Here is an 18,870-nt window from a genome sequence, read left to right on the forward strand (position 1 = left end):
CGCGAGAGGTCCGGTGCCTACGGTGCCTGCATGACCTATACCGACGGTTACGGCTACGCCGAGTACACCGCTGAGAGGCGCGGAGCGGAAGGCCCGGGACGGCCCGGCTTCGCCCGTCTGCTGGGGGACTGCGCCCGGATGGCCCCGCACTGGGGCGTCGAGGAGGGCAGCCGGCCGGTCCGGGTGGCGGCCTCGCAGATCCACGGGGTGCGGGTTCCGGCCGACTCGGCCCGGCTGATCGCCTCCACCGCCGCGTACGGGGACCAGTAGGAGGCAGAAGGGGAACCGGTTGCGCCCCTGTTCCGTCACACCCGCGTCAGACACTGCGGGACAAGTGAAGGAGCGATGCGGTGACCAGCGAAGAACCCGGCACGTCTAGCGGCACACGACGGCGGCCCGCCTGGGTCGTCGGCTCGATCGCGGCCGCCGTCCTGCTCGCGGGCGGCGGCACCGCCTACTGGGCGTCGGCGGCCCAGGGTGACGGCGCGGCCCGCCGTACGGGCGACAGCGCGGCCTCCGCGCCCCGTGACGCGGCAGACCCCTCGGGGCCGGGCATCGCCCCCGGGGAGCCGGATCCGTCGGGCGCGGGCGTGGTCTACCGGGCCGACGTGAAGCTGCCCGAGGCTCCGGCCACGGCGCCCGCCTACAGCGTGTCCGGCGAGGTGGCGCAGGCCGATGTGGCCCGGCTGGCGGCGGCCCTGGGCATCACGGGCACGCCGCGGCTGGAGGGGGACGTCTGGCTGGCCGGGGAGGCCGCCGACGGCTCCGGGCCGCGGCTGACGGTGGCCCGTACAGGCCCGGGGACCTGGAACTTCAACCGCTTCCAGGCGGGCGGCGACGGTGCGGGCAACGGCGCCGGGGACGACTGTGTGCGCGGCAGGGACACCTGCGGTCCCGCCACCCTGCCGAAGGACGCCGGGGGTGCGGGCGGGAGCGGGAAGCCGGTGTCCGAGGAGGCCGCCAAGGCCGCCGCGGCCCCGGTGCTGAAGGCCCTGGGGCAGGACGGGGCCACGCTGGACGCCCTGCTCACCCAGGGTGCGGTACGGGTGGTGACCGCGGATCCGGTGGTCGGCGGGCTGCCCACGCAGGGCTGGTCCACCAAGGTGAGCGTGGGTGCGGACGGCTCGGTGGTGGGCGGCAACGGTGAGCTGAAGGCGCCGGTGCGGGCGGCCGACCAGCAGGTGGTCGGGGCCGTGGAGGCGCTGGCCCGGCTGAACGCGCGGTCGAGCGGCTCCGAGGGCGGGACCGGCCCCAGCGGCTGCGCGAGCGCGGTGCCGCTGGCCGGGGACGCCGCGACGGGGTCGGCGGAGACGGTGCCGTGCAATCCGGAGCCGCGGCCCATGAAGCCGCCGCGGACGGAGACGGTGAAGGGCGCGGTGCTCGGGCTGGCTCCGGGGACGGTCGACGGGGCGCGGGGCCTGGTCCCGGCCTGGCTGTTCGAGGTGGCGGGCCAAGGCGGCGCGCCGGGGCACACGGTGGCCGAGCCGGCGTCCGCGAAGGAGAGCACGCCGGGTCCGAGCGGTGGTCGTACCGTGCCCGGTTTCTCGTACAAGGAGGCCGACCGGAAGCTGACGGTGAACTTCTGGGGCAGCCCGTGCAGCACCTACGCCGTGGAGGCGCGGGAGCAGGCGGAGTCGGTCATGGTGAAGATCACGGACACGCCGAACAAGCCGGGCCAGGCCTGCATCATGCTGGCGGAGGAGAAGTCGGTGACGGTGACCTTGAAGGAGCCGCTCGGCGACCGGAAGGTGCTGGACGCCACGACGGGCAAGGAGCTCCCGCGGCAGTAGCCGCCACGGGCCCGCCGCCGGACACGTCCGAGGGCCCGCCCCCGGTCGGATGGGACCGGGGGCGGGCCCTCGTCGTGCGTGCCGTTCAGGCTTAGCTGAACGAGTCGCCGCAGGCGCAGGAGCCGGTGGCGTTGGGGTTGTCGATCGTGAAGCCCTGCTTCTCGATGGTGTCGACGAAGTCGATGGAGGCGCCGCCCAGGTACGGGGCGCTCATGCGGTCCGTGACGACCTTCACACCGTCGAAGTCCTTCACGACATCGCCGTCGAGGGAGCGCTCGTCGAAGAAGAGCTGGTAGCGCAGGCCGGAGCAGCCGCCGGGCTGGACTGCGACGCGGAGCGCCAGGTCATCGCGGCCTTCCTGCTCCAGCAGGGTCCTGACCTTTTCGGCGGCGGCGTCGGACAGGAGGATGCCGTCGCTCACGGTGGTCTTGTCGTCCTGTACGGACATCTGCATTCACTCCCGAAGTGGGCGGCTCCCCGCGGGGCGCGGGGAAACGTCGGACTCTTGCCGTCGGTGGCAACGAGCGGGACCGCGGATTCATTCCGGGACCCGACGCTTGTTTCAGACATTCATGCTCGCACACCGCGCGCGGGGGTGGGCCCGGCGAATCGAGGGCTGATGCGTCACATTGACACTATCGGCATCGTCAAACTGACGTGAAGCGGTTATGATAGATAGCGTCAAGTAGACGAGAAGTCGAAGCGATGATCCTGAAATCCCTCGTCGCAGAACAGAAAGGGTGCGTGTCGTGACCACCGCCCAGCCGTTGGACGTCCAGCCGACGCCCCTTGCCCTGCTGCTGCTCGGCCGTGAGGCCGACCCCAAGAGCGAGCGCGGGGTGGAGTGCCCCGGCGACCTGCCCTCGCCGTCCGACCCGGACCTCGTGGAGCGCGCCCGCGCGGCCAAGGAGAAGCTCGGGGACAAGGTCTTCATCCTCGGCCACCACTACCAGCGTGACGAGGTCATCGAGTTCGCCGACGTCACCGGGGACTCCTTCAAGCTGGCCAAGGACGCGGCCGCCAAGCCGGAGGCCGAGTACATCGTCTTCTGCGGCGTCCACTTCATGGCCGAGTCCGCGGACATCCTGACCTCGGACGCCCAGAAGGTGGTCCTGCCGGACCTGGCCGCCGGCTGCTCGATGGCCGACATGGCCACCGCCGAGCAGGTCGCCGAGTGCTGGGACGTGCTGACCGAGGCCGGCATCGCCGGTGCGACGGTCCCCGTCTCGTACATGAACTCCTCCGCCGACATCAAGGCCTTCACCGGCAAGCACGGCGGCACCATCTGCACCTCGTCCAACGCGAAGAAGGCCCTGGAGTGGGCGTTCGAGCAGGGCGAGAAGGTGCTCTTCCTCCCTGACCAGCACCTGGGCCGCAACACGGCCGTCCGCGACATGGGCATGTCCCTGGACGACTGCGTCCTGTACAACCCGCACAAGCCGAACGGCGGCCTGACCGTCGAGCAGCTGCGGAACGCCAGGATGATCCTGTGGCGCGGCCACTGCTCGGTGCACGGCCGGTTCTCGGTCGACTCGGTCAACGACGTCCGCGCCCGCATCCCCGGTGTGAACGTCCTGGTCCACCCCGAGTGCAAGCACGAGGTCGTGGCGGCCGCGGACTACGTCGGCTCGACGGAGTACATCATCAAGGCGCTGGAGGCGGCCCCGGCCGGCTCCAAGTGGGCCATCGGCACCGAGCTGAACCTGGTCCGCCGCCTGGCGAATCGATTCGCTGCCGAGGACAAGGAAGTCGTCTTCCTCGACAAGACGGTCTGCTTCTGCTCGACGATGAACCGCATCGACCTGCCGCACCTGGTGTGGACGCTGGAGTCCCTGGCCGAGGGCACCCTGGTCAACCAGATCCAGGTCGACAAGGAGACGGAGAGCTTCGCGAAGCTCGCGCTGGAGCGCATGCTCGCCCTCCCGTAGCCGGTTCGGTCCGGACAGACGAGGAAGGGGCGCCCCCGGCCGGGGGCGCCCCTTCCTCGTGTTCCGGCCGCCGGACGGCGCGGGCCCCGCGGGGCCCGCGCCACCGGTCAGACCTTGGCCGGGGCCTCCTCCGCCTGCTCCTGCGGCGGGACCGCCGTCAGGCGGGCGGCCTTCTTCGCGCGGCGGCGTTCCTTGCGGAGCTCCACCATCGTGTAGAGGGTCGGCACCAGGAGCAGCGTCAGCAGGGTCGAGCTGACCAGGCCGCCGATCACCACGACCGCGAGCGGCTGCGAGATGAAGCCGCCCTCGCCGGTGACGCCCAGCGCCATCGGGAGCAGGGCGAAGATCGTCGCCAGGGCCGTCATGAGGATCGGGCGCAGCCGGTGCCGGCCGCCCTCGACGACCGCCTCGACGACGCCCAGGCCCTGGGCGCGGTACTGGTTGACGAGGTCGATCAGGACGATCGCGTTGGTGACGACGATGCCGATGAGCATCAGCATGCCGATCATCGCCGGGACGCCCATCGGGGTTCCGGTGACCAGGAGCAGACCGAGCGCGCCGGTCGCGGCGAACGGGATGGACACCAGCAGGATCAGCGGCTGGACGAGCGACCGGAAGGTCGCCACCAGCAGCATGAACACGATCGCGATGGCCGCGAGCATGGCGAGGCCGAGCGAGCCGAACGCCTCGTCCTGGTCCTCGGAGACACCGCCGATGGACGCGGTGGCGCCGTCGGGCAGGTCCAGGGCCTTGAGCTTCGTCTGGAGTGCGGCGCTGACCGCGCCGGTGTTGTCGCCCTGCGGACGGGCGGTGATGGTCGCGGCGCGGGCGCCGTCGATCCGGGTCATCGCGACCGGGCCGGGGACCTCCTTGACCTCGGCGATGTCGCCGAGCCGGAGCGGGCCGACGGGGAGCGCCTGCAGTTCGGCCAGGGTGGTGGCCGGCTGCGCGGACTTGATGACGATGTCCCGCTCGGTGTCGTCCAGTACGGCCTTGCCCGCCGGGTTGCCCCGTACGGCCTGGGCGACGAGTGCGCCGAGCGCGGCCTGGTTCAGGCCGGCCTCCGCCGCCCTGGGGGTGGCGGTCACCGAGATCCGGGGCACGGACTGGGACAGGTCGCTCTGCACGTCGGTGACGTTGTCCAGCTTCGCCACCTCGGCGCGGACCTGCTCGGCGGCCTTGGCGAGGACCTCGCCGTCGCCGGCCTTGACGACCACGCTGAGGTTCTGGCTGCCGAAGGCGTCGCCCGCCGCGACGCGGGTCTCGCCGATGCCGTCGAGGGCGGCGAGCTGCTCCTCGATCCGCTTCTTCACGGTCTCGGCGTCGCCGGCGTCCTTCAGGGTGACCTGGTAGGAGGCCTGGTTGGAGCCGGTGCCGCCGCCGAAGGCCGCGAGGAAGCCGGAGGAGCCGACGGTGACCTGGTGGCTCTTGACGCCGTCGACCGAGCCGAGGACCTTCTCGACCTTGCGGCTCGCCTCGTCGGAGGCGGCCAGCGAGGTGCCGGGGGCCAGCTCCTGCTTGACCGTCAGGAGGTCCTGCTCGCCCTGGTCGAAGAAGTTGGTCTTCAGCATCGGGGTCATGCCGAAGGTGCCGAGGAGGACGACCACCGCGATGGTCACGCTGGTCAGGCGGCGCCGGGTGGCGAAGCCCAGGACGCGTACGTAGAACCGCTGCAGGCGGCTGCGCGATTCCTTCTCCTCGGCCTCGCGCCGGGCCTTCGCGGCGCTCTCGGCGTCCCCGGGCGTGACGCCCTTCGGGGCGCTGAGGAACCAGTACGAGAGCACCGGAACGACCGTCAGCGAGACGAGCAGCGAGGCCAGCAGGGCCGCGGTGACGGTGAGCGAGAAGGAGCCGAAGAGCTCGCCGATCATGCCGCCGGTGAGGCCGATGGGCAGGAAGACGGCGACGGTGGTGAGCGTGGAGGAGGTGACCGCGCCGGCGACCTCCTTGACCGCGGTGATGATCGCGGCCTCGCGCTCCTCGCCGTAGCCGAGGTGGCGCTTGATGTTCTCCAGGACCACGATCGAGTCGTCGACGACCCGGCCGATGGCGATGGTCAGCGCGCCCAGCGTCAGCATGTTGAGCGACAGGTCGCGGGTCCACAGCACGATGAGGGCGAGGACCACGGACAGCGGGATGGAGACCGCGGTGACCAGCGTCGAGCGCAGCGACGCCAGGAAGACCAGGATCACGATCACCGCGAAGAGCAGGCCGAGCATGCCCTCGGTGGTGAGGCTGGAGATGGACTTGGCGACGGCCGGGCCCTGGTCGCTGACGACGGTCAGCTCGGCGCCGGCGCCGAGGGTGGAGCGCAGCTCGGGCAGCTTGTCCTTGACGGCGTCGGAGATGGCGACGGCGCTGCCGTCCTTGTCCATGGTCAGGACGAGGGCGAGGCTGGGCTTGCCGTTGGTGCGGGTGATGGAGACGGCCTTGGCCGGCTCCTGCTTGACGGCGGCGACGTCGCCGAGGCGGACGGCCGGCTTGCCCGGGCCGGGGCTCAGGCGCAGGTCCTCGACCTGGGCGAGGGAGGTGAAGCCGTTGCCCACGCGGACGGTGCGGTTCCTGCCCGCCTCGTCGAAGGAGCCGGCGGGGACGGCGGCGCCGCCCGCCTGGAGGCCCTGGGCGAGGCCGGCGCCGTCGAGGCCGGCGGCGGCGAGCTTCGCCTCGTCGGGGGTGACGGTCACCTGGAGGTCCTGGACGCCGTCGACGCTGACCTGGCCGACGCCGTCGATGTCCGACAGGACGGGCACGACGGACTTCTCCAGCTGGTCGGCGAGCGCCTGCTGGTCCTTGTCGGAGGTGACGGCCAGGATGACCGTCGGGATGTCGTCGGTGGAACCGGCCACGACCTGCGGGTCCACGTCGGCGGGCAGCCGGACGCGGGCCCGGTTGACGGCCTGCTGGACGTCGGCGACGAGCTGCTTGGTGCCGCTGTCGCCGTAGTCGAAGGTGGCCATGACGAGGGCGTTGCCCTCGCTGGCGGTGGAGGTGATGCCGGTGATGCCGTCGACGCCCTTGAGCATGGCCTCGATCGGTTCGACGACCTGCTTCTCCACCACGTCGGGCGAGGCGCCCTGGTACGGCGCGAGCACGGACACCATCGGGAGTTCGATGGAGGGCAGCAGCTGCTGCTTGAGCTGCGGGATGGCTATGGCGCCGAAGAGGAGCGCGACGATCGACACGAGGCCGACCAACGCCCTTTGGGCAAGGCTGAAGCGGGACAGCCAGGACATGGGTATGGGATCTCTCTGCAGTGACGAACCGAGGGCACTGCCACCCTGTCCCATGCGGCGGGCCGGTTTCGTCGCTCGCAGGTGCCGTCCTTATGTGCGGCATACCGCGTCTGTAGTACGCGGCACTACTCCGCCCCGGCCCCTCGCTACTCCACGCGGGGCCGGACAAGTCCCGATTCGTAGGCGATGACCACCAATTGGGCCCGGTCGCGGGCGCCGAGCTTGGCCATGGCCCGGTTCACGTGCGTCTTGACGGTGAGGGGGCTGACCTCCAGCCGTCCGGCGATGCCGTCGTTGGACAGCCCGGCGGCGACGTGTACGAGGACCTCGCGCTCCCGGACGGTCAGCGCGGCCAGCCGCTCCGCGTGCATCCCGGCCGAGGCGCCGGCGGCGGCCGGGTCGGTGCCTCCGCCCTGGGCGAGGAAGGTGGCGATGAGCCCCTTGGTGGCGGCCGGGGAGAGCAGGGCCTCGCCGGCGGCGGCGACACGGATGGCGTTGAGGAGTTCCTCGGGCTCGGCGCCCTTGCCGAGGAAGCCGGAGGCGCCCGCCCGCAGCGCGGAGACCACGTACTCGTCCACCTCGAAGGTCGTCAGCATCACCACGCGCACGGCGGCGAGTTCCGGGTCGCCGCTGATCATGCGGGTGGCGGCGAGCCCGTCGGTGCCGGGCATCCGGATGTCCATCAGCACGACGTCGGGGCGTTCGCGCCGGGCGAGCGCGAAGGCCTGCGCCCCGTCGGAGGCCTCCCCCACGACCTCCATGTCGGGTTCGGAGTCGACGAGCACCTTGAAGGCGCTGCGCAGCAGGGCCTGGTCGTCGGCGAGCAGCACCTTGATGGGCCCGGTGGGGCAGGAATCGGTGTCAGCGACCACGGTCATGCAGTCAGGGTAGGCACCAGGGCGCCGGGCGGCTGAGCCGGCTCCCGCGCGAGCCAACCGCCGCCGGTCCGCTCCCCGACCACCCGCCCCCGTTTCCCGGGGGCCCACAGGGGGGAGGCACGGCCCATGGCCGTCCTTGGCCGCTGTCACAATGGGAGCGCTCGCCTGTGAGTAACCTCGTGGAGATCGGCGTAAACCTCATAGCCACGGCGATCGCTTTCGCCTTCGGGTGGTTCGCCAACCGGCTGCGGGACCTCTGGCGTTTCCGCAAGACACGGGCCTTCTGGCGGGATTTTGTTACCGATGACCTCAGGGTGGTCACGTCGGTGTTCATCCAGGACGAGCACTACATTTGGGAGCGGTCCGGGCTGGTGGGTGTCGGTGACGTCCAGGCGCTGGGCGAGCTGGAGAAGCAACTCCAGAAGGTGGGGGTGAGGCACTTGCCCATCACTCCGAGCCATCAGCTGACCGGTGCCGAGCACCGGGGGAACCTGGTCCTCGTCGGCGGTCCGCATTCCAACGAGGTGACCGCTGAGGTCATGCGCCGACTGCCCCTGACACTCAGGTTCGGACCGGCCGAGACGCACGACGCGAAAATCTACGACGCCGAGACGGACAACGTCAGGGAGTGGGTCAGTGACGCCGACAACCGGCTCGTCGTCGACCAGGGCATCGTGATCCGGGCCGCCAATCCGTTCAACACCGAGCGGAGTGTGGTCATCCTGGCTGGCAGCTTCGGCTTCGGTACCAGCGCGGCGGCCCAGTTGCTGGGCAAGCCGGATTTCCTGACTCACTCGGTCGTCACCGAGGGCGCCCCGTTCGAGGCCGTATTCTCCGTGGAAATCGTCCGCGGTACACCCCAGAACATCGAGGTAAAGGACCTCAAGCAGCTCGATCCGCACATCCTGCGTACGGGACACAGCTGAACCGCCCAGGCCCGCGACCACCCGGGGGTGCGGTGCGGGGCAGCCCGGCCCTGCCTCATCGGCAAGGCACGGCCTAGCCGAGGGCGAGGACGATGAGCGCGGTGGTCGCCGCGACCTCGGCCAGGGCTCCGAAGACGTCGCCCGTGACCCCGTCGAAGCGGCGTACGCAGCGGCGGAGCAGGACCTCCGCGGCGAGCAGGGCGGCGAGGACCGCCGCCGCGGACCGGGCCGCGGCGGGCAGGCCGACCGGGAGGGCGGCCGCCGCGGCGGCGACGGTGACGAGGGCGGCGAGGGCGGCGGCGGCCGGGCGCGGGACGACCCCGGCGACCGCGGCGCCGAGCCCTTCGGGCCGGGCGGGCGGGACACCTTCGCGGGAGGCGAGGGTCAGGGCGAGGCGGGCTGTGACGGCGGCGACGACGACGGCGAGGGCGCCGCGGACCCAGCTGTCGGCGTACAGCTCGGCAAGGGCGGCCGTCTGCACGAGCAGGACGATCACCAGGGCGATCACGCCGAAGGGTCCGATGTCGGACTTCTTCATGATGCGCAGTGCCTCGTTGGCCGGTTTGGCGCTGCCCAGGCCGTCCGCCGTGTCGGCGAGCCCGTCGAGGTGCAGACCGCGGGTCAGGGCGGCCGGCACGGCGACGGTGACGGCCGCCGCGAGCAGCGGTCCCCCGCCGAGCAGCAGGAGCAGCGCTCCGGGGACGGCCGCGAGCACGCCGACGACCAGTCCGGCGAGCGGGGCGCAGGCCATTCCGGTGCGGGCCGCGGGGCGGTCCCAGCGGGTGATGCGGGCGGGCAGCACCGTGAGGGTGCCGAAGGCGAAGCGGACGCCGTCGGGGAACGAGGCACGTTCCGCGGGCGGCGTCGGGGCCGGATCGTCGAACGAATCTGTCATCGGCGCGAACGCTACCCGCTCGGAACGGACGGTAAATTACCCATTACGGTCCAAACAGGGAGTCAGTGGGATGGGTCACTGGTGGTATCGGAACATCATCGAGCCGGGGAAGCTGCCCATGCTGCTCGCCCTGATCTCCTTCGTGATGTCGTTCCTGGTCACCCGTGTGATCACCCGCATGATCCGGGCCGGCCGGGGCCCCTTCAAGAACGTCACTCCGGGCGGCCTGCACATCCACCACGTGGTACCGGGCGTCATCCTCGTGATCATCGGCGGGTTCGGGGCGATCGGCAGCGCCCGGCACAGCTTCGGCGCGGCCCTCTCGGCCGTGATCTTCGGGCTGGGGGCGGGTCTGGTGCTGGACGAGTTCGCGCTGATCCTGCACCTCGACGACGTCTACTGGAGCGAGCAGGGCCGCAAGAGCGTGGAGATCGTGGTCGTGACGGCCGCGGTGGTGGCGCTGGTCCTGGGCGGCTTCGTGCCCTTCGGCGTGAACGACCTGTCGCCCGAGGAGCGCCAGAGCCGCGGGCTGGTCGTCATGAACGCGGCCGGCAACTTCTGTCTCGCCCTGATCGCCCTGTGGAAGGGCAAGGCGCGCACCGCCCTCTTCGGCGTCGTCATCCCCTTCGTGGCGCTGGTCGGCGCGATCCGGCTGGCCCGGCCCGGTTCCCCGTACGCGAAGCGGTTCTACGTGAACCGGCCGCGTGCGCGGGCCAAGGCGGGGCTGCGGGCCTTCCACCACGACCGGCGCTGGACGCGGCGGCGCCGCAGGTTCGAGGACTTCATCGGCGGCACCCCGGACCCGCGGCCGGTGTCCCTGGAGAAGCCGCCGGAGCCGGAGAGCCCGCCGACCCAGCGGGACTGAGCACACGGCGGCGGGCCCTCCCCCTGCCCGGGGAGGGCCCGTCGTCGTGTCGGTGCGTCCGGTCGGTCCGGTCCGGGGGCCGGTCGGGGGGCGGTCCGGGGGGCCGGTCCGGGGCCGCCCGCCGTCAGCCCGGGATCAGGCCGTCGTCGCTGAGCATCTCCCGGACCTCGTCGAGGCTCGCGTCGGGCGCCGGGAGGATCAGCTCGGACGGCTCCAGGGCGTCGTCCGGGAGCGGCTCGCCCAGCCGGCGGACCGCTTCCAGCAGCGCTCCGAGGGTGCGCCGGAAGCCGGCCTCGTCGCCGCCCTCCATCTCCGCGAGCAGCTCGTCGTCCAGCGAGTTCAGCTCGGCGAGATGACCGTCGGCCACGTCCAGCTGGCCTTCCCCCATGATGCGAACGATCATGACGGGCCCCGTCCTACTGCTTGTCGAACCGGTGCTGGGTCTGCGGCTGCTGGGCGTTGCCCTGGGCGCCGCCCTCGATGGCCTGCTGCTGCGCGGACGGGCCGCCGGCCAGCTCCGCCTTCATCCGCTGGAGTTCCAGCTCCACGTCCGTACCGCCCGACAGGCGGTCCAGCTCGGCCTGGATGTCGTCCTTGGACCCGAGGCCGCTCTGGTCGTCGAGCGCGCCGGAGGCCAGCAGCTCGTCGATCGCACCGGCGCGGGCCTGCAGCTGGGCGGTCTTGTCCTCGGCCCGCTGGATGGCCAGGCCGACATCGCTCATCTCCTCGGAGATGCCGGAGAAGGACTCCGCGATCCGGGTCTGGGCCTGGGCCGCGGTGTAGGTGGCCTTGATGGTCTCCTTCTTCGTGCGGAAGGCGTCCACCTTCGCCTGGAGCCGCTGCGCGGCCAGCGTCAGCTTCTCCTCCTCGCCCTGGAGGGTCTGGTGCTGCACCTCCAGGTCGCTGACCTGCTGCTGGAGCGAGGCGCGGCGGGACAGGGCCTCACGGGCCAGGTCCTCGCGGCCCAGGGCGAGCGCCTTGCGGCCCTGGTCCTCCAGCTTGGAGGACTGGCCCTGCAACTGGTTCAGCTGCAGTTCGAGGCGCTTGCGGGACGTCGCCACGTCGGCGACGCCGCGGCGCACCTTCTGCAGCAGTTCGAGCTGCTTCTGGTACGAGTAGTCGAGGGTCTCGCGCGGGTCCTCGGCCCGGTCAAGGGCCTTGTTCGCCTTCGCGCGGAAGATCATCCCCATACGCTTCATGACACCGCTCATGGGCTTCGCGCGCCCCCTTCTAGACGGACTGTGCTCCAGATCACCGACAGAACCCACAGTACGGGCCCTGTCTCCATTACCGCACTGTTCGAGGACGGATGCGCTCCTCCTCCAGGACGACTCTGCCCGCCCCGTATCAGGCGTGAGGAGTAGATGAGCCCCGGCCGTACGGAGGCGGGCCCGCCGCTCGGACCGTGCACAGGGAAGGACGCCCGCCGTTGCCGGATCGTTCCCCGCCGGGGTGGGGCCCGTGCCCGCAACCACGTAGGCTTGGGTTTTGTGTTTGGTAGCCGCTCCTCCAAGGAAGAGAAGGCCGCCGCCACCGACAAGGTGAGCGCCGACCTCTCGCAGCCCCGTGACCCGCAGGCCCCGAAGGGCCGCCCTACGCCGAAGCGCTCCGTGGCCCAGTCACAGCGCAAGGCCGTGGTGGCCTCGACCGGCAACCGCAAGGAGGACGCGAAGCGAGCCCGCGAGCGTCGCCGCGCCGAGATGGCCAAGCAGCGCGAGGCGCTGGCCAACGGCGACGAGCGGTACCTGCCCACCCGGGACAAGGGCCCCGTCCGCAGGTTCGTCCGCGACTTCGTGGACTCCCGCTTCTCGGTCGCCGAGATGTTCCTGCCGCTGGCCGTCGTGATCCTCGTGCTCAGCATGGTGCGCCAGCCCGCGATCCAGAACATCGCGCTGCTGCTGTGGCTCGCCGTGATCGCGCTGATCATCCTGGACTCGATCGGTCTGGTGTTCCGCCTGCGCAAGGCGCTCACCACGCGCTTCCCGAACGAGCCGCGCCGCGGCGCCGTCGCCTACGGCATCATGCGCACCCTGCAGATGCGTCGGCTGCGCCTGCCGAAGCCGCAGGTCAAGCGCGGGGAACGGCCCTGAGCGGAGGGACGCCCGGCGCGTCGGGGGAAGGTTTTGCCGAGGGGGCACGGCTGTGGCTCGAGGGCCTGGGCGGACTGCGCAACGCGGTCCGTCAGGAACTCGTGGGCCGACAGGTCGACGAGCAGATCGCGCAGCGCTTCCCCGTGGGGCAGCGGCTGCGCGTCCTCGACGTCGGCATGGGCCAGGGAACCCAGGCGCTGCGCCTCGCCCGCGCCGGGCACATGGTGACCGGTCTGGAGCAGGATCCGGGGATGCTGGACGTCGCCCGCGAGGCGCTGGCCGTGGAGCCCGCCGGGATCCGTGACCGGGTCAAGCTGCTGGAGGGGGACGGGCGCGAGACCGGCGCCCATTTCCTGCCGGGCAGCTTCGACGTGGTGCTGTGCCACGGGGTGCTGATGTACGTGCCCGAGCCGGACGCCATGCTCGCCGGGCTGGCCCGGATGCTGGCCCCGGGTGGGCTGCTGTCCCTGCTGGTGCGCAACGGCGACGCGCTCGCCATGCGGCACGGGCTGGACGGCGACTGGCAGGGCGCGCTGGCCGCCTTCGACAGCACCGACTACACGAACCGGCTGGGCCTGGACGTCCGCGCCGACCGGCTGTCGGAGCTGACCGCGACGCTGTCGGGGATCGGCGCGCCGCTGCAGGCCTGGTACGGCGTACGCGTCTTCACGGACGGCACCGAGGCCGGCGAGGTGCTGCCGCCCGACGAGGAGCTGGAGCGGCTGCTGGCCGCCGAGGACCGTGCGGGCCGCAGCGATCCGTACCGCGGTGTCGCCGCGCTGCTGCACCTCTGCGGAGTCCGGGGCTGACCCCGGTCCGTTCGGCCCCGCCGGGTCTCCGGCGGGGCCGAACGGACGGATGGGCCGGTGGCCCCGCGGGGTCAGGCCTCCAGGGCGGAGCGCAGGCTCATCGTGTAGAGCTCGGTGCCGCCGTCGTCGGACAGCTTCACCTGTTCGGTACCGCCTTCCAGCAGGTCCTTCCAGTACTCGCCGATCCAGGACTCCGCGTCGCCCTGCGTGGTGAACTCCTCGGGTACCACCGCCGGGCTCGTCTCCGTGCCGTCGGCCGTCTCGAACCGCCACGTCCACGCCATGTCCGCCTCCGTTGCTCGTCCGCTGCTCACACGCTTCTCGCCTTGAGTGTGCCCGCAGAGTAACCGGGCGCGCAGCAGTCTCCGGGACGCGGGAGGATCATCCTGTGGAACTCACTCTGCTCGGCACCGGTACCCCTGTGGGGCTGCCCCGTCCCGGCTGCCCCTGTGCGGCCTGCGCCGTCTGCGTCGGTACGCGCTCCCGCGCCGCCACGGCGGTCCTCGTCGACGGGGCGCTGCTGCTCGACCTGACCCCCGGTGCGGTACTGGCCGGCGCCCGGGCCGGGCATTCCCTGACCGGGGTGCGGCAGGTCCTGCTGACTCATCCGCACGACGGGCCCGCCGTGGAGCTGCCGCCGGGGCTGCCGACCGCCGTCCGGGTGCCGGACGGGCAGGAGCTCTCGGTGATCTCCGGGCACCGGGTACGGGCGGCGGCGATGGACGCTCCCGGCACCGGGTACGAGGTGACCGGCCCGGACGGCGGCCGGCTGCTGTACCTGCCGCCGGGCGGGGCGCCCGCGGGGACCGCCGGGCAGAGCGGGCGGCGCCCGTACGACACGGTGCTCGCCGACGTGCTGGGCCGGCCCGAGGCGCTGGCCCGGCTGCGGGCGAGCGGGGCCGTCGGCCCGGCCACCGACGTGATCGCCGTCCACCTCGACCACGATGTGCCGCCGGGCCGGGAGCTGGAGCGCCGGCTGGCGGCCGCCGGGGCGCGGGCGGTGCCGGACGGGACGACCGTGCTCGTCGGGGCGTACGAGGCGGTGCCGGACCTGCCGCGGCGCACGCTGGTGCTGGGCGGGGCCCGCTCGGGCAAGTCCGTGGAGGCGGAACGGCGGCTGGAGTCCTTCCCCGAGGTGGTCTACGTGGCGACCGGGGGCACCCGGGACGGTGACACGGAATGGGCGCGGCGGGTCGGCCTGCACCGGGAACGCCGGCCGGCGACCTGGCGGACGGTGGAGACGTGCGAGCTGGTCCCGCTGCTCGCCGACGACGGGCCTGCGCTGCTGATCGACTGTCTGGCGCTGTGGCTGACCGAGGCCATGGACCGGGCCGGGGCCTGGGACGACGAGGTCTGGGCGGAGCGCGGCCGGGAGGAGCTGGCGGAGCGGACCGCGGCTCTGGTGGCGGCCGTACGCACGACCCGCCGCCGGGTGGTGCTGGTGAGCAACGAGGTGGGCTCGGGCGTGGTTCCGGCGACGGCTTCGGGCCGGCGTTTCCGTGACGAGCTGGGCCGGCTGAACGCGCGGGTGGCGGGCGAGTGCGAGCACGTCCTGCTGGTCGTCGCGGGGCAGGCCGTCGTCCTCAAGGAGTAGGCCCCGCCGGGGTGTTCACCGGGATTGCGGACGTCCCGGAGGAGCCGGAACCGGCCGGAGCCGCCGAGGCCTGAGGGAGGGCTTCACCGGCTGTACTCTCTGGCAGATGAGCACGCTGAATCTCGACGACTTCTCCGATCTGATCGAGCGCCCCGACGGGGGCGTCCGGCGTGATGCCGAGGAACGCCGTGAGCGCCTCGCCGTGCCGCCCGGGGCGCTGGGGCGGCTCGACGAGCTCGCCGAGTGGCTCGCCGCCGCGCAGGGGCAGGTGCCGGTCAGGGCGGTCGAGCGGCCCCGCGTGGTGCTCTTCGCCGCCGACCACGGGATCGCCGCCCAGGGGGTCTCCGCCCGGGCCGCGGCCACCGGTCACGAGCTGGTGCGGGACGTGCTCGACGGGTCCAGCCCCGTCGCGGTCCTGGCCGGCCGGTTCGGCGCCACGATACGGATCGTCGACGCCGGGCTCGACTGCGATCCCGGGCTGCTGCCCGAGGACGTCGTGGCGCACCGCGTCCGGCGCGGCAGCGGCCGCATCGACGTCGAGGACGCGCTGACGGTCGAGGAGGCCGAGGAGGCGCTGCGGCTCGGTATGCGGATCGCGGACGAGGAGGCCGACTCGGGGACCGACCTGGTCGTCCTCGGTGACCTGAGCGTCGGCGGGACGACCGTGGCCGCGACCCTCGTCGCCGCGCTGTGTGGAACGGACTCGTCGGTGGTGACGGGCCGCGGCGGCCGGCCCATCGACGACCTGGCCTGGATGCGCAAGTGCGCGGCGATCCGCGACGCGCTGCGCCGGGCCCGTCCGGTGCTGGGCGACCAGGTCGCGTTGCTGGCGGCGGTCGGCGGTGCGGACGTGGCGGCCATCACCGGATTCCTGCTCCAGTGCGCGGTGCGCCGTACGCCCGTCATCCTCGACGGTGTTGTTTCGGCCGCGTGCGGACTGGTGGCGCAGCGGGCCGCTTTCCGGGCTCCGGACTGGTGGCTGGCGGGTCAGGCGAGCGGCGAGCCGGGTCAGGCGAAGGCACTTGACCGAATGGCGCTCAACCCCGTGCTCGATCACGGCGTCACAGTGGGTGAAGGCACCGGGGCATTGCTGGCTCTTCCCCTCGTCCAGGCGGCCGCCGCACTCGCGGCGGAGCTTCCTGAACGGGCGGCCGAGGAGCCGACGGAATGAGACGCCGGGGGCCGCGGTCCTGACCAGACCGCGGTCCCCGACCGCACCATCACGGACAGCGACGCCCCATATGATCGCTTTTTATGGGAGAGGTCCGTTTGACCAGCGCAGAGACCGACCGCACCGCCGTACCGGCGACCGGTCCGTCATCCGGCAGGAAAGAGACCGGCGGGGACGCCGGCAAGGCGGCGGGGGGCGGCCGGGAGACCGGTCGGGGGAGCTCCCGCTCACAGCGCGGAGCCGCGTTCGCGGTCTGGTACCTGCGCGTCGTCACCTTCATCAACTTCCTCAGCGCGGTGTGGGTTTCACTCGGGCAGGACCTGCGGCGCCACAACATCGAGGACTTCTACACCCCGTACATGCTCACCGCGGGCTTCGCGTCGGGCCTGTTCACGCTGCTGCTGGCCGTCACCCTCGGCCGCCGCAAGCGCGCCTCCTGGATCCTGAACCTCGTCCTGAGCGGCCTCCTCGCCCTGCTGCTCGCCTACGCCCTCTTCGCGTACGAGGAGATCCGCGAGCACCCGCAGAACTGGGTCTCGCTGGCCCTGACCGCCGCCTTCACCGGCGCCCTGCTGCTGGGCCGCCGCGAGTTCTACGCCAAGGGCGACCGCTCCAACCCGGCCTTCGCCGCGGCCGTCGCCGCCGTGGGCCTGCTCGTCACCTCGCTGGTCGCGGCCCTGCTCGTGGGCGCCGCCAACACCGCACCGGACGGCTCCGGCGTCTCCTTCCCCGAACGCTGGAAGTACGGCGTGATGCGGCTGATCACCCTGGCCCCCGACGACCGGGCCTCCGCGGCGATCGCCCCGCCCGGCTGGGTGGACGTCTTCATCAACGTCATGTCGATGCTGCTGCTCCTCGCCGTGCTGTTCGCCGCGTTCCGTTCGCGCCGCGCCGTCGACCCGATCAGCGAGGAGGACGAGGAGCGGCTGCGGGCGCTGCTGGCCCGCCAGGGCGACCGCGACTCGCTCGGCTACTTCGCGCTGCGCCGCGAGAAGTCCGTCATCTGGTCCCCCACCGGCAAGGCCGCCGTCACCTACCGCGTCGTCGGCGGGGTCTCGCTCGCCTCCGGTGACCCGATCGGCGACCCGGAGGCATGGCCCGGCGCCATCGATCCGTGGCTGGCCGAGGCCCGCGAGCACGGCTGGGTGCCGGCCGTCATGGGCGCGAGCGAGGAAGCCGGGCAGATCTACGCCCGGCACGGCCTGGACGCGCTGGAGCTCGGCGACGAGGCGATCGTGGAGACCGCCGACTTCACCCTGGAGGGCCGTGCCATGCGCACCGTCCGGCAGGCCTACAACCGCGTCAAGCGGGCCGAGTACACGGTCCGGATCCGCCGCCACGCCGACATCCCCGCCGAGGAGATGGCCGAGCTGGTGCGCCGCGCCGACGACTGGCGCGACGGGGCCACCGAACGGGGCTTCTCCATGGCGCTGGGCCGGCTGGGCGACCCCGCCGACGGCCAGTGCGTGATGCTGGAGTGCACCGACGGCAAGGGCGACCTGCGAGCCGTCCTGTCCTTCGTGCCGTGGGGCCCGGGTGGCCTGTCGCTGGACCTGATGCGCCGGGACCGGGACTCCGAGAACGGCCTGATGGAGTTCATGGTCATCGAACTCCTCGAACGCTCCAGGGAGATCGGGGTCACCCAGGTCTCGCTCAACTTCGCGATGTTCCGGTCGGTCTTCGAGCGCGGGTCCCGGCTCGGCGCCGGCCCGGTGCTGCGGATGTGGCGCTCGCTGCTGAGCTTCTTCTCCCGCTGGTGGCAGATCGAGTCCCTCTACCGGGCCAACGCCAAATACCGGCCGATCTGGGAACCGCGGTTCATGCTCTTCGAGAAGAGTTCGGACCTGCTGCGGATCGGTGTCGCGGCCGGCCGGGCCGAGGGCTTCCTGGAGGCCCCCGGCCTTCCGAAGTGGCTGCACCGCAGACACCTGGAGACCCGCCGTTGACAGCGCGGAACAGCAGCACCCCACTGCGGCGGTTCGCCCGCCGCGAGTGGGGCCCGATGTTCTGGACCGTCCGCGACGCCCTCGTCCGCGACACGTGGCGGGCGATCCCGATGACCCTCGGCGCGGTCTGCCTGACCTCGGTCTTCCAGATCGTGCAGAACACCTCGTGGGGCTTCCAGCCGGTGCAGAACCTCGGGTCGGTCAGGGCCGTCGACCCGTTCTGGCTGGCCCTGCTGCGCACTCCCCTGTCGCTGTTCGTCCCGGCGCTCGACCTGCCGGTGTGGGGGGCGCTCGCGCAGATGCTGCTGGTGTTCGGCATCGCGGAGATCTGCCTCGGCCGGTGGCGCACGCTGGTGATCGGCTACGTCGCCACCCTCGCCGGGACCACGTACGCGCGGATCGGCGTCGCGCTGGGCCCGGACCACCCCTTCGGCCTGCCGATGTCCGACCGCGTCGTCAACGACACCGGGCCCTCGGCTGCCGTGGTCGGCCTCGCCCTCTACCTCTGCTGGCGCCACCGGGCGTACCTGACCGGCGCCCTGGTGATCCTCGCGATGATCGGCGAGGTCCTGATCAAGAACAATCTCGCCGGCAAGGAGCACCTCGCGGCCATCGCCGCCGTCATGGCCGTGTGCGTGGTCCGGGCGCAATGGGGTCCGGTGCGCTCCCGCGTCCCGCTGGCACAGAGCCCTCCGCCCTGAGGGCCGGGCCGGCAGGCCGTACCGTATCGGGGTGACGACAGACC

Annotated in this window: 18 protein-coding genes; 11 read left to right on the forward strand and 7 right to left on the reverse strand. The window is 72.2% G+C overall.

The genetic code is table 11. The annotated features are described in order from the left end of the window. Positions 1-30 precede the first annotated feature (30 nt). Both NRK68_RS09810 and NRK68_RS09815 read left to right on the forward strand, forming a co-directional pair. Positions 31-270 carry a hypothetical protein gene (locus tag NRK68_RS09810; RefSeq protein ID WP_046775199.1) on the forward strand — a complete coding sequence of 80 codons (240 nt, stop codon included), beginning with the start codon at positions 31-33 and terminating at the stop codon, positions 268-270. A gap of 80 nt (positions 271-350) precedes the next feature. Further along, positions 351-1,790: a hypothetical protein gene (locus NRK68_RS09815; protein WP_257855595.1), complete on the forward strand. Its 1,440-nt coding sequence runs from the start codon at positions 351-353 to the stop codon at positions 1,788-1,790. Between the two features lie 91 nt (positions 1,791-1,881). Here the strand turns inward: NRK68_RS09815 and NRK68_RS09820 are convergent, their stop codons facing one another. Further along, positions 1,882-2,238, reverse strand: coding sequence for a HesB/IscA family protein (locus NRK68_RS09820; RefSeq protein WP_030029080.1), 357 nt, complete (start codon positions 2,236-2,238; stop codon positions 1,882-1,884). A gap of 292 nt (positions 2,239-2,530) precedes the next feature. Between NRK68_RS09820 and nadA the strand changes: the two genes are divergently transcribed. Then, the gene (gene nadA, locus NRK68_RS09825) at positions 2,531-3,718 is read left to right on the forward strand and encodes a quinolinate synthase NadA (protein ID WP_183065068.1); all 1,188 of its coding nucleotides are present in this window, start codon (positions 2,531-2,533) and stop codon (positions 3,716-3,718) included. A 107-nt stretch (positions 3,719-3,825) separates the two neighbouring features. Here nadA and NRK68_RS09830 read toward each other — a convergent pair whose 3' ends face one another. Both NRK68_RS09830 and NRK68_RS09835 read right to left on the reverse strand, forming a co-directional pair. Next, entirely contained in the window at positions 3,826-6,951 is a 3,126-nt protein-coding gene (locus NRK68_RS09830) for an efflux RND transporter permease subunit (protein ID WP_183065069.1), read from the reverse strand. 146 nt (positions 6,952-7,097) lie between these two features. Beyond that, positions 7,098-7,829 (reverse strand): response regulator, encoded by a 732-nt coding sequence (locus NRK68_RS09835; protein ID WP_257855596.1) that lies wholly within the window; start codon positions 7,827-7,829, stop codon positions 7,098-7,100. Between the two features lie 167 nt (positions 7,830-7,996). Between NRK68_RS09835 and NRK68_RS09840 the strand changes: the two genes are divergently transcribed. Then, the gene (locus tag NRK68_RS09840; protein WP_183065071.1) at positions 7,997-8,755 is read left to right on the forward strand and encodes a hypothetical protein; all 759 of its coding nucleotides are present in this window, start codon (positions 7,997-7,999) and stop codon (positions 8,753-8,755) included. Between the two features lie 73 nt (positions 8,756-8,828). Here the strand turns inward: NRK68_RS09840 and cobS are convergent, their stop codons facing one another. Beyond that, positions 8,829-9,650 (reverse strand): adenosylcobinamide-GDP ribazoletransferase, encoded by an 822-nt coding sequence (gene cobS, locus NRK68_RS09845; RefSeq protein WP_257855597.1) that lies wholly within the window; start codon positions 9,648-9,650, stop codon positions 8,829-8,831. A gap of 70 nt (positions 9,651-9,720) precedes the next feature. Here cobS and NRK68_RS09850 point away from each other — a divergent pair, with 70 nt between their 5' ends. Beyond that, a complete protein-coding gene (locus NRK68_RS09850) occupies positions 9,721-10,515 on the forward strand; it encodes a hypothetical protein (RefSeq protein ID WP_183065073.1) in 795 nt (264 codons plus the stop codon). A 124-nt stretch (positions 10,516-10,639) separates the two neighbouring features. Here the strand turns inward: NRK68_RS09850 and pspAA are convergent, their stop codons facing one another. Together pspAA and NRK68_RS09860 are read right to left on the reverse strand one after the other, a co-directional pair. Then, positions 10,640-10,918 (reverse strand): PspA-associated protein PspAA, encoded by a 279-nt coding sequence (gene pspAA, locus NRK68_RS09855; protein WP_183065074.1) that lies wholly within the window; start codon positions 10,916-10,918, stop codon positions 10,640-10,642. 13 nt (positions 10,919-10,931) lie between these two features. Continuing rightward, positions 10,932-11,726: a PspA/IM30 family protein gene (locus NRK68_RS09860; protein ID WP_257855598.1), complete on the reverse strand. Its 795-nt coding sequence runs from the start codon at positions 11,724-11,726 to the stop codon at positions 10,932-10,934. 270 nt (positions 11,727-11,996) lie between these two features. On the opposite strand from NRK68_RS09860, the gene NRK68_RS09865 reads away from it, so the two are divergent. Continuing rightward, a complete protein-coding gene (locus NRK68_RS09865; protein ID WP_183065075.1) occupies positions 11,997-12,605 on the forward strand; it encodes a DUF3043 domain-containing protein in 609 nt (202 codons plus the stop codon). A 50-nt stretch (positions 12,606-12,655) separates the two neighbouring features. Beyond that, positions 12,656-13,414 (forward strand): class I SAM-dependent methyltransferase, encoded by a 759-nt coding sequence (locus tag NRK68_RS09870; protein WP_079025455.1) that lies wholly within the window; start codon positions 12,656-12,658, stop codon positions 13,412-13,414. Positions 13,415-13,485: 71 nt separating this feature from the next. Here NRK68_RS09870 and NRK68_RS09875 read toward each other — a convergent pair whose 3' ends face one another. Further along, the gene (locus tag NRK68_RS09875) at positions 13,486-13,698 is read right to left on the reverse strand and encodes a hypothetical protein (protein WP_183065076.1); all 213 of its coding nucleotides are present in this window, start codon (positions 13,696-13,698) and stop codon (positions 13,486-13,488) included. Between the two features lie 104 nt (positions 13,699-13,802). On the opposite strand from NRK68_RS09875, the gene NRK68_RS09880 reads away from it, so the two are divergent. From NRK68_RS09880 to NRK68_RS09895, 4 genes are all read left to right on the forward strand, one after another. Further along, on the forward strand, positions 13,803-15,008 hold the full coding sequence (locus NRK68_RS09880) for a bifunctional adenosylcobinamide kinase/adenosylcobinamide-phosphate guanylyltransferase (protein ID WP_257855599.1): 1,206 nt from the start codon (positions 13,803-13,805) through the stop codon (positions 15,006-15,008). A gap of 115 nt (positions 15,009-15,123) precedes the next feature. Continuing rightward, complete coding sequence (gene cobT, locus NRK68_RS09885; RefSeq protein ID WP_257857812.1) at positions 15,124-16,179, forward strand: nicotinate-nucleotide--dimethylbenzimidazole phosphoribosyltransferase; 1,056 nt, start codon at positions 15,124-15,126, stop codon at positions 16,177-16,179. Between the two features lie 83 nt (positions 16,180-16,262). After that, on the forward strand, positions 16,263-18,125 hold the full coding sequence (locus tag NRK68_RS09890; protein WP_257855600.1) for a phosphatidylglycerol lysyltransferase domain-containing protein: 1,863 nt from the start codon (positions 16,263-16,265) through the stop codon (positions 18,123-18,125). Between the two features lie 56 nt (positions 18,126-18,181). Continuing rightward, complete coding sequence (locus tag NRK68_RS09895; RefSeq protein ID WP_257857813.1) at positions 18,182-18,826, forward strand: hypothetical protein; 645 nt, start codon at positions 18,182-18,184, stop codon at positions 18,824-18,826. Positions 18,827-18,870 lie beyond the last annotated feature (44 nt).

Origin of the sequence: Streptomyces yangpuensis (assembly GCF_024666385.1) — a bacterium.
Taxonomy (GTDB): domain Bacteria; phylum Actinomycetota; class Actinomycetes; order Streptomycetales; family Streptomycetaceae; genus Streptomyces; species Streptomyces yangpuensis.

Bases quoted from the DNA above. Each gene is read 5' to 3' on its own strand.
- cobS (WP_257855597.1), bottom strand. From the start codon at position 9,650: ATGACAGATTCGTTCGACGATCCGGCCCCGACGCCGCCCGCGGAACGT.
- NRK68_RS09810 (WP_046775199.1), top strand. From the start codon at position 31: ATGACCTATACCGACGGTTACGGCTACGCCGAGTACACCGCTGAGAGG.
- NRK68_RS09820 (WP_030029080.1), bottom strand. From the start codon at position 2,238: ATGTCCGTACAGGACGACAAGACCACCGTGAGCGACGGCATCCTCCTG.
- NRK68_RS09895 (WP_257857813.1), top strand. From the start codon at position 18,182: ATGTTCTGGACCGTCCGCGACGCCCTCGTCCGCGACACGTGGCGGGCG.
- NRK68_RS09835 (WP_257855596.1), bottom strand. From the start codon at position 7,829: ATGACCGTGGTCGCTGACACCGATTCCTGCCCCACCGGGCCCATCAAG.
- NRK68_RS09850 (WP_183065073.1), top strand. From the start codon at position 9,721: ATGGGTCACTGGTGGTATCGGAACATCATCGAGCCGGGGAAGCTGCCC.
- NRK68_RS09860 (WP_257855598.1), bottom strand. From the start codon at position 11,726: ATGAGCGGTGTCATGAAGCGTATGGGGATGATCTTCCGCGCGAAGGCG.
- pspAA (WP_183065074.1), bottom strand. From the start codon at position 10,918: ATGATCGTTCGCATCATGGGGGAAGGCCAGCTGGACGTGGCCGACGGT.
- NRK68_RS09830 (WP_183065069.1), bottom strand. From the start codon at position 6,951: ATGTCCTGGCTGTCCCGCTTCAGCCTTGCCCAAAGGGCGTTGGTCGGC.
- NRK68_RS09875 (WP_183065076.1), bottom strand. From the start codon at position 13,698: ATGGCGTGGACGTGGCGGTTCGAGACGGCCGACGGCACGGAGACGAGC.
- NRK68_RS09890 (WP_257855600.1), top strand. From the start codon at position 16,263: ATGGGAGAGGTCCGTTTGACCAGCGCAGAGACCGACCGCACCGCCGTA.